Consider the following 16855-nt stretch of genomic DNA (forward strand, 5'->3'; position numbering starts at 1 on the left):
TGTTGAAAAAGTCCAAAACTATTTTTCCACTGTTTATTTTTTTATAAAAATACTGCTAACAATTACGCCTTTTATAAAAGTGATGTGGCTATAGTATTCCGGACAGTTAGTATGAGACAATATTAACAGAAAGGAAATACAGTATGACAAAAACAAAAATGTATTCTAGTGAATTTAAAGAATCAGCAGTTAAATTGGCAACTGAATCGAAGCGACCTGTTATTCAGACTGCAAAAGAATTAGGTATCAGTAAGAATACTTTATATAGTTGGATAGATAAATATTCTAAACAATTTGAAGAATCAATAACAAGAACAGATGAACATCTGTATGATGAATTAAAAAGATTAAAGAAAGAGCTGGTGATAGTAACACAGGAGCGTGATATACTAAAAAAGGCTGCAGCGTACTTTGCAAAAGAGTCCCTGTAAGGTATGCATGGATAAAGAAGCATCAAGATGATTTCTCAATTGCAATTATGTGCAAATGTATGAAGGTATCACGTAGCGGTTATTATGAGTGGTTAAATAACCCTGGATGCAATAGGGATAAAGAAAATAGAGAATTAACCTGTAAGGTTAGAGCTATTTTTCAGGAAGGTAGACGAAATTATGGATCTAGACCCATTAAAAAGGCTTTGTTGAGGCAAGGCATAATTGTTAGTCGTAGGAGAATTACAAGACTAATGAATGAAGCTGGCTTAGTATGTAAAACTAAGTATAAATTTAAAGCAACTACTGATTCTAAGCATAATAAGCAAGTTGCTCCTAATTTATTGGATAGACAGTTTAAAGTTTCTAATGTTAATTGTTATTGGGTTGGTGATATCACCTATATCCCAACTGGAGAAGGATGGTTATATTTAGCAACAGTTATTGATCTATTTTCTAGAAAAGTAATAGGCTGGTCAATGAATAGTAATATGAAAGCTGATTTAGTTAATAATGCTTTGCTAATGGCAATATGGCAACGTAAACCACCTAAAAAGCTTATTTGGCATACTGATAGAGGTAGCCAATATTGTTCTGATAGTCATTTAAAACTTATAAAACAACATGGTATTATACAGAGTATGAGTCGTAAAGGAAATTGCTGGGATAATGCTGTTGCTGAAAGCTTTTTTCATACTATAAAAACAGAATTAATTTATCAACATAAATTTAAAACTAGGGAGGAAGCAAAACATGCTATATTTGAATATATAGAGGTATTTTATAATCGTATAAGAATGCATTCTGCTAACGATTATCTATCACCAGTACAATACGAAAAAATACAAAAATGTGCGTAAAAAACTGTCCGGAAAACTGTTGACAGATCAAAACTCCATAATGCCTCCTGTAGCGATTTAGAGAGTGCAGTAAAACTTTCTCCGCCTTGAATCACTTTTATAAATGACCAGTTACTATAAGCTAGACGAAAATGATACAAAAGATGCTTGAATGATTGACCGCTAATGGTGATCTCTATGTCTTTTAAGCTGGTAAAATCTGATAAACCTTGACGACCGGGTGCATGCAGTTGCCGGAAGATAATATCCCTCTCTGGACCATATAATGCTCTCCACTTACTGGTACGTCGTTGCACTGTCCTTAAAATACTGTCTGGATATTGTCCAGGATATTGATCTTGAAGATGCTCAAGTAATGTCCATGAGGTTAAGTACGGTACTTGCTCTAATAAAGGTACTAGTGTTGCTTGCCATACTCCTTCTAATGGATCGTTATGTTTTTTTAAAACCTTTTTTTGCGATTCAAAAGATAAAATATCTTTATGTTCTACATTCCTACCACTGCGTGGCGAAAACCCTGCTTTAGCCGCACAAATTGTTTGATTTAAACCTGTTTTTCTTAATGTCATATATACCTTGCATTGTTGGTGTGTTATTCTTTTACCGGGCATCTGTTTAATCCAAAATTAGTTCAGATGCCTACTTTATCAGCGGCAAAGATTCCTGTCACCCCGCGGCAATCATATCTGTCATTTCATAATCTATCTTGAAGATAAAATCAAGAAGCAGGAAAATACTATCCAAGAGCTAACTGCCAAAGCTGATAATGCAACACAACAAGTACAATCTATAGCGTGCCGAGCCCTAGATACTTCAGGCCAACGCTTCGTAAGCTTAGCTACTAATAAACAGGAAGAAAAGGGCTAATCATGTGTAGAAGTTTAGATTTAATAGATACATGAGCTACCACACTAAGATTATGCCATGGGTTTACTATTAGTTTGAGTGTGCCAAAGCTTAGCATATATACCTTGCTGCTGTAATAGTTCCGCGTGACTGCCTTGTTGGACAATCATGCCTTGATCTAGCACCAGAATGCGATTAGCATACTTAATAGTATTCAATCTATGAGCAATACTAATTACTGTACGATTACGGCAGATTTGATCCATATTAGCCATAATAGCTGCCTCAGATTCATAATCAAGTGCTGAAGTTGCTTCATCTAAAATTAAAATCCTTGGATTTACTAACAAAGCTCTAGCAATAGCTATTCGCTGACGCTGGCCGCCAGATAGACCACTGCCTTTTTCGCCGATCATGGTTTGATAAGCTTGCGGTAATCGTCTAATAAAATCATCTGCACCAGCTAGCCTCGCTGCTTGTACAATTTCTTCTTCACCAGCTTCTGGGCAACAGAGCTTAATATTTTCTAATATTGAGCCGGCAAATAACATATTATCCTGTAATACCACACTCATATTGCAACGTAATGAAGTAGGATCAGCTATGGCTATATCCATACCATCTACTAAAATCTGACCATGCTGAGGAATATAGAGGCGTTGTAATAATCTAGTTAGTGTACTTTTACCTGAACCAGATGGACCGGTAATGCCGATAAATTCTCCTGGTTGTATTATAAAGGATAAATCTCTTAATATTTCCGGTGTATCAGCTTGATAGCGAAAACGCACATATTGAAATTCTACTTTTCCGGTTAATTTTGGCATAGTAGCAACTCCCTTACCAACTGCTTCTGACTTAGTATCCAAAATATCTCCAATACGACGTAACGCTATTAAACTATGCTGAAACTCTTGCCATATTTGTGCCAATCTTAGAATTGGTTGAGTTATATGATTAGCCAGCATATTAAAAGCTACTAACCCTCCAACTGTTAACTCATGTTGTAGTACAATCTTAACGCCAAACCATAATAGCAATGCTGAAGTTAATTTTTGTATTAAGCTAATTCCCTGACTAGCAATTATTGATACCTTCTTAGCTGAAAATATTACTCGTAACTGGCAAGCTAAAACTTGCTGCCAACGCTTTAAAAAAGCTGATTCTGTAGCAGTAGTTTTTAATACTTCAATGCCAGTAATAGTTTCAGTTAAATAAGCTGTAGCAAGACTACTTGCGTCATATTCTTTGGTAACTCGTTGTCTTAATATCGGCCCAATACTTAACCAAAATACGACATATAACACTAGGGATCCAAGTACTATCCAAGTTAACATTTTAGCATAACTAAACATTACTACTAAAAACATCAGAATAAAAATAATATCTAATACCAACATTAAAGCTGAACCAGTTAAAAACTGGCGAATCTGGTTCATTTCACGCACACGAGCAACAATCTTACCAGTTTGTCGATTACTAAAATAGCTTAGTGGTAAAACTAACAAGTGACGATATAATTTACCGGAAAGTTCAGAGTTAATCTTACTAGCTAAATTGCTAAAGATTTTACCTCGTAAATAACTAAATAAAGGCTCAGCTAGAGCAAGTGCTAATATAGCAATAGCTAGTACCTTTAAACTTGAAATACCACGACTAACTAATACTCGATCTATAACATTTTGGAATAATTTAGGACCTACTAAAGCAATCAACTGCAACATTAATGATAAAGCTAATACATCACGTAACTGATTTATATGCCGCAATATCGAAGGCAAAAACCAATTAAAGCCAAATTTAACATCTGTAATTTGCACTTCTTGCTCTGCTAATAATATTATTGATAGGTTATATTTACTATTATTAGCTGTAGGAAGTAGCTCCTTACTAAGCTCCCCAGTAGCTACATCATAACGCCACCAATATTCTGTTTCAACTTTTTCAATCACACTCCATTGATTAGCTAAACAAACCAATATAGGTAAGGGTAATGTTTGCAGATCACCACTAATTTCTTCATAATATTTTGCCCGCAATCCTACTGCTCGAGCTGCTCGGCAAACATCTATCCATGTTAATTCTTGGCAATCTATACCAAGTTTATGACGTAACAACTCCTCAGTTACTAATATTTGAAACTGTTTAACAGCTCTAATAATTGCTGGTATACCATGTGTACCAGTAATCATCTTTTGACCCATTATGGTTCTCTCCAAGCTTCTGATTTATATTCTCGAATTGGACTCAATAAATAGTCAATAACTCGGCGTTTACCAATTTTAATCTCAGCAACAACAGACATACCAGGGGTTAAAGTAACTAAACTATTATCTATCATGACATGATCTTGAGCTAATTCAATCTGAGCTGGAAATACTAACTCAGCACTTGACTCATTAAGTTTAACTGAATCAAGAGAGATACTTTGTACTTGACCACTAATAGTACCATAACGGCTATATGGGAATGCTTCAATTTTAACTGTTACAGGTTGCCCAGGGCTAATAAAACCTACATCTTTATTAGCAATATTGACTTCTGCTTGTTGCGGTGCATCATGAGGAGTAATTATCATTAATTTCTGAGCACCTTGCACAATCCCACCAACAGTATGAACAGCTAGTTGTTGTACTATACCATCCATTGGTGCTCGTAAGATTTGTAAGCGATCTCGCTCCTTGGCTTTAGCTAGCTCTTGTTCTGTTATTAACAAAACAGATTGAGATTTATTTAAATTATCATGCCACTCACGATATTTTTGAGCAATATAGCTAGCTTTATTCTCCCGTATGGTGTTAGCACGAGCCTGTAATACTTCCAATTCCTGCTGCTTAACTGTAATTGATAATTCAGTCTCTAATGCTTCTTTTTCTTTCGCTAATAACTCAGTTTTAGATACAAATTTAGACTTTAACAACTCACGACTTGGAGCAAGGCGTTGTTGAATATTATGTAGCAATTTTTGTAGCCCAACTATACTAGCGTGATTAGCGACTTGTTCAGATTGATTAGCTGCTAATTCAGCATCAAATTTAGCTAAGATTGCTTGATGTTCCTGCCAGATACTAATAAGATGAGCTCTAGACCTTATTGCAGCTGATTCTTCAATATTATCCTGCATTGTCAGTGCATTTAATGGCTCATCACTAAGTAATGCTTGATAACGGGCTAATTCCAGTTGCTGAAAAGATCTTTGTTCTTGAAGACGACGAATTTCTTGCGTAATACCTACTATGTTAAGCACCAACAACTTATCACCACTCTTAACATATTGTCCATTCTTGACCAAAATCTCTGCTACCTCACTTAATTCATAGACTTGAATAGTCTGAGAACGGCTGGGTAAAATTAATCTACCTGTAGCAGTGGCATGAATATCTAACTGACCAAAATAAGCCCAAATTAATGCTAATAATACTAATATGCTTATTGCCATTGCTGTAATTCTAGCAGTAGCAGAAGGAGGACATTCCATTAACTCAAGATAAGACGGTAAAAACTCATATTTTACATCATGAGTCTGAAAATAAGACCTAGCTCGGTACCAACAAAATTTAATTTTGCTAGTGATATTTTTAAGCCTATTATTTAGTTTAGCTTGCTGACAGTAATTTTTTAACAATAATAATTGTTTTATTATATTCATCAGACTGCCTGTCGTAAATCTTGTTGCAGTTGCCACAAATAAGCATATTTACCACCTAATATTAACAGCTCCTGATGTGTCCCCTGCTCGATAATTCTTCCTTGCTGTAATACTATGATGCGATCACATCGTTGTACGGTAGATAAGCGATGAGCAATAGTAATTACTGTACGACCATAAGCTATTTTAGCCATATTAGTTTGGATCACAGATTGTGATTCATCATCTAAACTACTTGTTGCTTCATCAAAAATTAGTATTTTAGGTTCAATTAATAAGGCTCTAGCAATAGCAATGCGTTGACGCTGTCCTCCTGATAACGAACTACCACCTTCAGCAATAACTGTATCATAACCAAGTGGCAAACGTAAAATAAACTCATGAGCTCCAGCAAGTTTAGCAGATCTAATTACTGCCTCTAAAGAAGCTTGTGGCTGTGATATTGCTATATTATCACGAACAGTACTATTAAAGAGGTAATTTTCCTGCTGTACTACTGCCATTTGTTTTCGCAAATGGTAAGCATCTAAATTATTTAATAGCTCTTTATCCAATAATATTTGTCCTTGTTCTGGTAAAAAGAGTCGTAATAATAAATGAGCTAGTGTACTTTTACCAGAGCCTGATTCACCTACTATACCGATTTGCTCACCAGATGGAATATATAATGAAATGTCTTGTAATACCAAGGGAGCGGTTGGTTGATAACGAAAACTAATTTGCTTTAGGGTAATTTCACCTTGTAAATTAGTTTTCTTACCTTCAGATTCTTGTTCTACTGGTAAATTCAAAGTATCACCAAGTATATCTATTGCTACTCGTGCTTGGATAAATTTACGCCATAACTCAACTAATTTAGCTAAAGGCTGAGCAAAATGCTGCGATAGCATGTTAAATGCAATTAATTGACCAAGAGTAATCTCGAGATTAATCACTGCTCTAGCTCCACACCATAAAATTAGAGCACTTGTTACTTTACCAACTCCCTGAACTAAATGTTCAGATAAAGAAGAGAAGATTTGCGTTTGATAACTAGTACTTACTAAGTTTCGAGTTTGCTCCTCCCAACGTCTTGTTAAACGTGACTCTATTGCTAAACTTTTAACTGTTTCAGCTCCAGCGATAGTTTCTGTGAGAAAGGCAGTATTAGCTGCACTATAGCGAAACTGAGTCTCTAATTTTGCTTGCAACGGCTTAGTAAACCACCAAGCTACTATTACATAAAAAGGTATAGAAATAAGCACTATTACAGTTAATGCTGGGGATATTAACCACATTACCGCTAAAAATATACCCATAAAGCTAATATCAACAAATAGAGTAAATAGTGAGCTACTTAAAAATTCCCTGATACTATCTAATTCACGAACACGAGCTACTAATGAACCAACTGAGCGATTTTTGAAATAAATTAACGGCAGTCCAAGAAGATGTTTTACTAGTTTTATACCAAGTAAAATATCAATACGTTTTGCTGTATGATTATATTGATACTCCCGTAATCCCTTTAATAAAACCTCAAAAATACTAGTAATTACTAAACCAAACACTAATACATCTAGTGTAGCTACAACCTGATAAGCCAGAACCTTATCCATCACTATTTGAAAGAATAAAGGTAACACCAATCCCAGTAACTGTAGTACTAGTGACAAGAATAGTATTTCAGCTAAAATATAACGATATTGCCAAAAAACTGGTACAAACCATGATATATTGAATTTAAATGATGGAGTAGATAAGATAATCACTGCTCCACTCCATTGATGGCATAGTTGCTCCCTAGACCATAACTCAGTATTAGACTTAAATGGATGTTGCACTAAAGCATTATCTTGATCCATCTTAGCAAGTACTATGTACTCTCCATCATTAGCAAGAAATGCTAGCGGTAAATTTTTAATAGTTAATTTATTATAAACTAGTCTCTTCTGTTGTAGCTTTACATTATAAGTCTTACTCAGCTTTGTCAAACTAGTGCTGATATCCTGAGAAGAACCCAAATCACTACTCTGACTAGAGTGCTGAATTACATCCTCGGTAACCTTAATTCCCACTAACTGCAATAGTAACCTACTACATGCCATAGCTGTTTTTACATTTTCTGTCATACACCCCATAAATCATAAGTTATATTGACAGCATTTTGTTATAACTATTACCTACCTAATAAGATCAGTACTCCTTATTTATTGATACTACCTGTAACATATAAATCATATTGTCCCCCATGCTACTTAGCTTGCTAATAACACCTAAACCTAGGCAAATACTTTAACCTCATTATAACAATTTGGGTTCTGGCCTAAATATGGTGGCACTACATTTGTAGATTCTGCAGTAGAGAATCCAACGTTACCATTACTACTATTCATTGCTGACATTTGTTCTACTAAATTACTTATTACATAATTATCTTTATTTAATTTATTATTACTGCTATCTACACTGCTTAGATTATTAGATAGCAATTTTATTATTTTATTTTTAATATTTTGAGGCATAGAACTTTCTGCAACACTATTGAAAGGAGAATTTCTTGCAGTTTTATTTTTTATTATAGCTCCTTCAGATATCAAGACTTTTATTAACTCCAAATTCCCATTATAAGAAGCTATATTAATAGCAGTTTCTCTATCTTTATCTTCTGTATTAACATCCGCTCCATACTCTATTAAAAGTTTTACCAAATCAGTACTACAATTATTACTTACAGCTCTCATAAGCAGAGTCATACCTCCACGAGAAAAAGTATTAGCATCTTTTCCTGCTTCAAGATATGCTTTTAGCATTTTCAAATCATTATTCTTGATTGTTGAAATTATACTATCACTATCCTGATCATTACCATCATTATTGATATTCATAGAGTTATTTTGCTTAACATGCTGATCTTTATTGAGTTTAGCTGACAATAGGTTATTATGGCTCCTTCTTCCTATATAACCATTAAACCTATTACGGGTACAGTGACCAAATATAGCTTTTTGTGTTATAGGTAACTCTACTTCTTTGTTTAATAATAATTGTTTTATTTTAGAAAGCTTACCAAGCATATCTTGTGATAATTTTTTAGATTGTTTTGGCGTTGAATATAACTCTATTCTTCCTATATTAGCTTGTACAATCTTGTCATATAATATTTGTGGTATATCTTCTATTTGACCAGCATTGAGCTTTTGCTGTATTTTTGCTTTTACAACTTGTAAATCACAGGAATTGATAATTTTTTTGACTGTAGGTTGTATACCGCAGCTCATTGCACTTTCCTTAATTTGTTGCATAAACTCATCAATAATACTCTCTGCTTGTACGACAACTTCTACCGCAGAATCTGAAACATCTACTCTCCATCTCGGCAATTTTTGGCCAGTCCATTTTCTGATAAATAAATCTAGTAATTGTAGAATACCGTTTTTATTGGTCTGATTTACTAACTGATCACCTATATCAAGGGTAGTTGGTCCATATTGTTGATGTTGTGTAACTATTTGCTCTTTTACCTTATATACATTACTTGTCCACCAAAATGGCATGTTTGCATTTATATCCTTTACTGCTTTATTCTCTACTAAACTTGCACTCCCATTAATTTTTACTTTATCTTCTGTATTATCATTCTCTACACTATACCATCTATTTATTGGTTTTACTACGTTGATTAACACAATACCTGCTTCTTTAAACCAATTAACCCTACTATTTATAGGTAAGGAGAGCGTTATAGCTGAACTACTAGCGACATATTCATCAGCTACATTAATTGCTCGAAGATGACGATGGTGATGAGTTGTAATATTATTCTGTTGTGATTTTGTATTATTCCCCATGTTACTTGGATAGGGTTCAAAGCTGCTACCTAATCTTGTTGTATCATTAGTATTGGATAAAGATTGGGCTCTTTTTTCAGAAGAGTTAGAACTTAAATAGTTCACTGCATCTATCGCTGTTGACCACATACTTTTAACTAAATTAACCGGCCAAAATTCTAATCTAGATGCACTAGAAGACATAGATTGAGCAATAGTTTCATCACCTTCACTTATTGCACGAGAATGACGGTAATTACTACCTTCACCATGGTGATGAGATTCAGCAGTACCAGGCGTAATATTAACAATTTGACTATCCATTTGATCAAAAATAGAACTATAAATATCACTCTCGTACTGACCTAACTGATCCAAAAATTCCGTTGCATTATTTATTTTCTCGAGTTCATCTTTTAATGCTATTCTTTTGTCCACAAATTTAACGTACAGTGTCTGCATCTTATCAGGTTTCTCATAAAAATTACTTAATAAGATAGTGTACCAGTTTTCTTTTCCTATATTAGAATCAAAAACATTAGTTACAACCAAATCATTCTCAAAATTATGTGAATTATCTTCAATATAAAAAAAACTATATTGACCTATTTTCTTTGGTATTACTAATTCCGTGTTTCTATCTATGTCTCTTTCTGTAATAACAATAATTTGTGTATCATTGCCAAAAACTATAGGTTCTGGTATTAAAGATAATTTATCTTCACTATAATTTATCTTCATAGGTACACTATTCAAAATTACTTGTAATTTTTCATACCACTTGCTTTCAAATGCATCCTTTAATCTAATTGCTGTCACATACTTCATATCTTGAAGATCATTGCCTGGTATAAATAGTTCTATTAGTACATCTCTTCCATCTTTACGCACACTCTCTAGTAATAACTCATCTCCCAGATATCTTTCTATCTGCTGTGACAGTTGGCGTAAATCTATGATATCTGTTTGATTTGATCCATTAAAACTATATATAGTTGTTTCAGGAATTCTTAGTTCATCAGTACTATTAAGTTTTCCATAACCTGAAGTAATAACATATATATCTTCACCTTTACCACCAACTAAGTGACTCTTGTGAAAAGCATCATTAGAAATTACTTCATGGTTTCCGTGTCCTATAGACACAGTCTCATTACTTACAGAAGATCTTACAACCATAAACATCTCTAGCCTATGTGCTATAGCCGGATATTCTTGAATAATTTTGTCTACAGATTTATTAGTGTTTTGAATTGCATATAGATTTTTCCCACTCAATTTCATTTCAGTATTATCACTTAAACGATAAAAGTTATTATTGCTATTCGGATAAATGTTTACTTTCAAGGAAGAATCATTTCTATACCAATTTAAAAAAGAAATAGTAATATTATTATTGGTATTAGTAACATTCTGAACCTCAAACAATGTATAATTAAAAAAGAAATTATTTCTTAAATTTGTTCCATTTGTAATAATATTAGTTACACCATTTCCAGCTGTAATAATATAAGAAAAGTTTCCTTGTAATGCATAGTTATTCACCTGAGTGTTATATTCTAACTGTAGTTGTATGTTATGAAAACAACCACTTAAAGATTCAATTATAATTGTATCTTCTTCATCATAACTACTACCACCTCTGCTATTAATATATTTTGTATCACAGCTGTCGCTGTATATAATGTCCCGTTTATTTTTTCTACCTACAATACTATTGATATTTTCTAATATCAATGCCTCATCAAGACTTAGATTATTTTCTAATATCAATGCCTCAACAAGACTTAGATCATGATCATCATTCCACGTATATAGATAACTAGTAATAGACAACATAACCAATAGCGCCTTTTCTCTTGTGGCAAAATCACTTAAATCTATAACGTTGTCTCCTTTACCTCCATTAATGTAGCCTACAGTACTATTTCCATGTAGAATAAAAACATCATTTTTATTGCCACCAGATATATTCTTCCTTCCATCATCAATAAGAAAAATATTAGGACTATCTGGGAACCCTATTACTTTATCATGACCTTTTCCTAAATCAATAAGGGTATAATTCCCTGATTTAACTACTGAATCAGTAATACCAATAGCATTTTTACATTTATAAGCACTACCACTTGGTACTTGTTCGTAATATCCTTCAGGATAACAGAATATTTTTCCTCCACTTGGATTATCAGGTTTTGCTCTAATCCATTTTATATTAGTTCTTTTTTCATCAAGTAAAACTGTATTATCTAAGTATTCCTGAATCTTGGTCGTACATTTTTCATGTGGTACTTCTATTGGTCTACAGGATTGCATAGCTGTACCAACACCACCCCAAGGATCATTACAATCCCACTCTGTATCTATAACTTCTTTACAATTTATAATGACCTCATTAGTAGGGAAAACGTACCTTTGAATATCAGGATGTTGTTTTAAAAATTCAATTTTTTGTCTAACAAGCCGGTTATTTGCCTCTTTTTCTTCTATTACTTCTTCTAAATATCCCTCAGGATTCATACCTAAAAATGCACGCCATCCTTCTTTAAACTTCTCCCATCGAGTTAAATGGATTACTTGATCAATTTTATCAACTTTTTTTACAGCAAAGTAAATATCAGTTCCAACAAACACTACAGCTCCTACTGCGGCTCCAACAGGACCAGTAACTGATGAAAGTCCTTCTAATGCCCCGAAAACTTCAGCAAGTTCTACTCCAACTTCAGCTACATCAATAGTTAAATAAACACTATCTCCTATTACTCCAACTAATGCATCTTTATTACCAGCTTTTAGTTCCTTAACTTGATTCACTAAATCGTATACAACAAAGGCTGAAGTTCCTCGGGCAAGAAAAGGTGATGCTGCTCCTAGAGATCTTCCAAGTATTAGTTTTCCTCCTGAAACTAATTTTAATCCTTTCATCGACACAATTTCAGAAACTTTAGCTAAACCTTGACCACCAGCAATAAAACCTATGTTAATTGCTACTCCCTTATAGTCTCCCTGAAAGAAATCAGCTAGAGCATGTTTACCCATCATTCCGTACATAGTCATTCCTGAGATTCTTCCCACTTTATCCAAATGATCAGTAACTTTATGATTATTAATAAGTTTATTAACTAGATTCTGGAACCTACCTACAACTTTCTCTTCACCATCACTTGCTGAATGAATTATCTCATCAGCAAACTGAACTAATTGAACACGTTTATCATTATCTTCTGTATTTCTTATGTGATTCAAGAATTTCTCACTATCAATTTTAATCTTGTCTCTATTTCTCCTATCTTCTTGCTCTGCTGCATTAAACTCATCTACATCCTCCCATGAATACAGACAATCATTAACACTTCTCTTACTCCTACTTCCATGTAAGCATTGTAAGTCTAATTTTCGTTTCTTTGTTGGTGGAGAGTCTGTATCACTACTCTGAGAACTATCTCCATTTGGTTGATTATCATGTAGGACTTGTGAAAATCCTTTTCTCTTGTCTATAAAATATTGTTCACTATTTCTACTAAGTCTTTCAGGAGCTAGTTGCGCTCTAAGCCACTGCACATCTCTATTCTCCTGCAACATAGTGTTAATGTCTCTAGCATTCTCGAGTACCCAAAGACCACAATTGTAACCATCTGCTTGTTGACTAATTTGAATATCATGAATATTATTATCAGCTATTTGGGTTTGTTGCAAAATTTGACGAATATTGTCTGGTATCCCACTACCTAATGAGTCCACATAATATCCATGATATTGTCCATTTTGCTGAGAAATAACTAAAGTAGTCCAATGATCACCTCCTTGGTTAACAATAAATGTTCGTCTTGGCACCCCTTGTTGCTGCACTATTCTATTATTATCAACATTATCTATAAATTGACGTATTTGCTCACGTAATTCTCCAGTATTTATACCTTGATCACGGTCTGTAACTACAACAACTCCTCTACCACTAGTGTCATAATTATTATTCATCGCATGTACATCAAACATATTGCTATATGTATTATCTAGGTGAGCAATCCTTCTAATGTCCTGGTCCGATAACCAATATCTGTAATCAGGATTTTGTTGTAATGTCACACTTTCAAGAGTTTGTTCATTACGCTGTACGCTTCTGCCTAGTTGATGAACCTGACCAAGGAAACTACGCTCAATATCATAAGCAACAAATTGTTCCCTTGTTATCACTAAAGAATCAGGAGCTTCAGCACGGCTAACAAAACCAACAGGTAACGTTACAAAAAAATTGGCTCCTTCAGTTATCGCTCTTATATTACGACTTATCCCATATCTTCTTAGTTGCACTTTTTCAGCTTTTTCAAGTGCCCTATCCATACTATCTACAGTGGCTCTACCGTCACCATATTTTAATTCCAAACCAATTAACACATCACTATCAGCAGGGTTCTTGCTCATCACATTGATGAATAAATCAATTCTCTCACCACCCCCTACTTGAAATTCAGGTCTTACGTTAATTTTAAAGTCCCCTTGATCAAATTCAATATCACTGTAACTGTTAAGCAATCCAGATAAAACTGCTGCAAAATACGCTTCACTTGTAATTAAAGACTTAACAGAGAATAGATTTTTTCCTATATTAGTAAACATATCACCATAAGGCCCTAAATCTACTTTATTGTTCTGACCTCTTTGAGGTTGATAACTCACTGTTGCATCAAGTGTTTTCTTTAGATTGCCAGCCTGATTGAAATCTGGCATATTATGTATTTCCCAATGATTAACAACATTTGCCTGGAAATAATCATTTACAGAATTAGTAAAATCTTGAATTACTACACCATTATCTTCTCCTAAAAATTTCAAAGAACCATCATTACCAGATCTAGCATCAACATATACTTCTATTACTTCCTTGCAATTAGCCTGGTTTATTATTCCATTAAGAGGAACTCTTAGTGTTGGATCATTTATATCAACGTCACCACGTCCTCCCTCATGAAAATGTATAACCAATACCCTACTATCTCCTGTATTACTTCCTGCTATTATTCTTTCAATAAACACGGATGTAGTAATATCATGGCTACGACGAGTTCCCCTCGTTGTGTCCTGTAATTTCCTATAGGTCAGTATATGCTTATCTATTCTTTTTCCTCTAGTTTCTACTGAATTTAAAATTGAATGTCCAATAAACAGCCTACTTAAATATTGTGGTTCACTTGAACCTTGTATAGCTGGCGATAACTTATAAATTTTCTTTAATTGATTTGTAATACTTGTCTTTATATCATCACGTCTTTCTTGACCTCTTAATATACTATTAACACTTTTAAAGATGCTTCTAATAATAGGAGCTGGAGGTTGTAATTCAGCCACACTTGTCTCAATAGGATTAGCATAATCCATATTAAAACCAACACGCACTACTCGATCAGCAAGAGTAACAAAAGGTCTATTATTCTGCTGTAAACCTTGCGTATAACTTTCAGCTTCTCTTAACGCCTGCTGAGGATTTGTCCTACCATTTTGTTCCTGCCCAGTTTTTATTTCCACAAGAATTGGCATGGCCTTCTTAACACGCTGACTCCCACGTACCAATAAAGCTATGTCAATATAGCCCTCTATTCCTAATAATAGTTCTAAATATAACTCTAAATTATAGCGATATTTAAAGTTTATTAAAGCACCAGCTGTAAAGCCATGATCAGCTGCCTCTAATGCTCCTTGAATATTAGGTAATCTTTTATGATATATTCCATTAATATCATATATATACTCAAATAGTTTCTTAACATTGCTTTGCACTGCTTGTACAATGTCTATATCTCTACGAGGATCATTTATAGTCTCTTTGCTAAGATTCTTAACAATATCTTCTAAAAGATTTGATTTATACTCACCTATTTTATGCTTGCGATGCTGCTCTATTCTTCTAAATTTAACTCTCATTCTTTCAGGTAGTTCCTGATCTGTAAGTTGTTCTGCTCTTACATTAACTCTATCTTTGTTATTTCTTTTACTGATTATTATTGCAGCCCCAGATTTAAATTCTATATCATCAGCTTTTGTGTGAGCTCTAGATCTTAAATGATACGTATCATCTCCTTCACTAAATAATAATCTACTTTCCTCTAACCACCTTCTATCATCTCTACTAAATATTGCTCCCATAATCTGTCTGCTATATCTCTTCTCAGAAATAACAAAAACATATTCCTCTAATTTTTTAGTAGTAGGTTCTTCAGTAATAGCAACAATTTTTAAAAATGGTACTTCATCAGCATCACTTATAGTACAAAGCTTAAAATGAAGTTCGGCTAATCCTAACCTATCAAAAAGTTCTGTATTTTTTAAAGTAGTAAACATCCCAGCAAAAAAATTCACATAAAATCCTTTCTTTGCTGGTGCTGCACCTACACCACTTGGTCTTGGTATTTGATCTAAAAATGATTGAAACCTTTGTTTAAAATTATTATTCTCATCTATTTGAAAAAGATGGTCAACTAATTCAGGCACAACCTCATTAGTAACTTGTTGATGAAGATTGCTTTCTAAACCAAAATTATAATGATTACCTTCATTACCTTGACTCGCACTTCTTGCTGCATTCACATGATATAATCTTATTGGAATATTACCATTCCCACGAGTATGCACCACTCCATCAGCATCTACATTAATAGTTGCACCAAGCATACGACCCATGGCTTCGATTTCAGGCTCACCACCCCAACTATTTCGATCTCTTATGTTATTCAGGTACTGATTAAAATCACCTGTAATAAATTCTCTGTATCTATCTGCATCAGATGATATATAATCAACTACCCTATTACGTAATATTCTTGTAATTAACCTATTAAAAATTCTATCACTACGAACATTATTTGAAAGTGGACCATATTCTCTAATTAACTCCCTTATATGCCCTATATTACCAGACTCTTCTTCTCCAAATAATCTTTTAAACCTCTCTGCAAAAGCAACAGAATTATCTTCAACAGGAATTAAGTAAGCTAAGGCAGTAGCCCAAAACAAACAACTACCATCCCCTGGTACATCAACAGGCACAAATATGCTTGGTGGTTGATTGTTATCACCATTGGAACGGCGATACCTTATAAGATTTTGTGGATTTTCTTGTGTTGGAGACTCAGCAAATTCTAAGTCATCATTGAGATTATTTTTTGTGGTGGGATTTAATGATAACTCCTTATTATCATTGACAATATTTCCTTCCTTTAGCTGCCATTTTTTATTCCAGCTACTGCTCTCCATGGTCTTCATAAC

At 33.9% G+C, this 16855-nt stretch carries 6 protein-coding genes; 1 reads left to right on the forward strand and 5 read right to left on the reverse strand.

All coding sequences use genetic code 11. The features are described 5' to 3' along the window. Positions 1 to 143: 143 nt before the first annotated feature. Positions 144 to 1291, forward strand: a protein-coding gene (locus AAGD48_RS08275; RefSeq protein ID WP_410526007.1) for an IS3 family transposase whose coding sequence is annotated in 2 segments (ribosomal slippage) — positions 144 to 390 and positions 390 to 1291 — 1149 coding nt in all. Because the reading frame shifts where the segments join, the coding sequence is not laid out codon by codon here. On the opposite strand, the gene AAGD48_RS08280 is transcribed toward AAGD48_RS08275, so the two are convergent. From AAGD48_RS08280 to AAGD48_RS08300, 5 genes are all read right to left on the reverse strand, one after another. Further along, positions 1246 to 1902: a hypothetical protein gene (locus AAGD48_RS08280; protein ID WP_341789702.1), complete on the reverse strand. Its 657-nt coding sequence runs from the start codon at positions 1900 to 1902 to the stop codon at positions 1246 to 1248. The genes AAGD48_RS08275 and AAGD48_RS08280 overlap by 46 nt on opposite strands. A gap of 306 nt (positions 1903 to 2208) precedes the next feature. Then, complete coding sequence (locus AAGD48_RS08285) at positions 2209 to 4341, reverse strand: type I secretion system permease/ATPase (RefSeq protein ID WP_341789703.1); 2133 nt, start codon at positions 4339 to 4341, stop codon at positions 2209 to 2211. Further along, the gene (locus AAGD48_RS08290) at positions 4341 to 5786 is read right to left on the reverse strand and encodes an HlyD family type I secretion periplasmic adaptor subunit (protein WP_341789704.1); all 1446 of its coding nucleotides are present in this window, start codon (positions 5784 to 5786) and stop codon (positions 4341 to 4343) included. The genes AAGD48_RS08285 and AAGD48_RS08290 overlap by 1 nt, the downstream gene beginning before the upstream one ends. Then, positions 5786 to 7897, reverse strand: coding sequence for a type I secretion system permease/ATPase (locus AAGD48_RS08295; RefSeq protein ID WP_341789705.1), 2112 nt, complete (start codon positions 7895 to 7897; stop codon positions 5786 to 5788). The genes AAGD48_RS08290 and AAGD48_RS08295 overlap by 1 nt, the downstream gene beginning before the upstream one ends. Before the next feature lie 150 nt (positions 7898 to 8047). Continuing rightward, the gene (locus tag AAGD48_RS08300; protein ID WP_341789706.1) at positions 8048 to 16852 is read right to left on the reverse strand and encodes an ankyrin repeat domain-containing protein; all 8805 of its coding nucleotides are present in this window, start codon (positions 16850 to 16852) and stop codon (positions 8048 to 8050) included. Positions 16853 to 16855: the final 3 nt, after the last annotated feature.

It is taken from the genome of Rickettsia endosymbiont of Polydrusus tereticollis (assembly GCF_964026385.1).
In the GTDB taxonomy this organism is placed as follows: domain Bacteria; phylum Pseudomonadota; class Alphaproteobacteria; order Rickettsiales; family Rickettsiaceae; genus Rickettsia.

Excerpts from the sequence above, each read along its gene's own strand:
- AAGD48_RS08290 (WP_341789704.1), bottom strand. The coding sequence starts at position 5,786 with ATGAATATAATAAAACAATTATTATTGTTAAAAAATTACTGTCAGCAA.
- AAGD48_RS08280 (WP_341789702.1), bottom strand. The coding sequence starts at position 1,902 with ATGCCCGGTAAAAGAATAACACACCAACAATGCAAGGTATATATGACA.
- AAGD48_RS08295 (WP_341789705.1), bottom strand. The coding sequence starts at position 7,897 with ATGACAGAAAATGTAAAAACAGCTATGGCATGTAGTAGGTTACTATTG.
- AAGD48_RS08285 (WP_341789703.1), bottom strand. The coding sequence starts at position 4,341 with ATGGGTCAAAAGATGATTACTGGTACACATGGTATACCAGCAATTATT.
- AAGD48_RS08300 (WP_341789706.1), bottom strand. The coding sequence starts at position 16,852 with ATGAAGACCATGGAGAGCAGTAGCTGGAATAAAAAATGGCAGCTAAAG.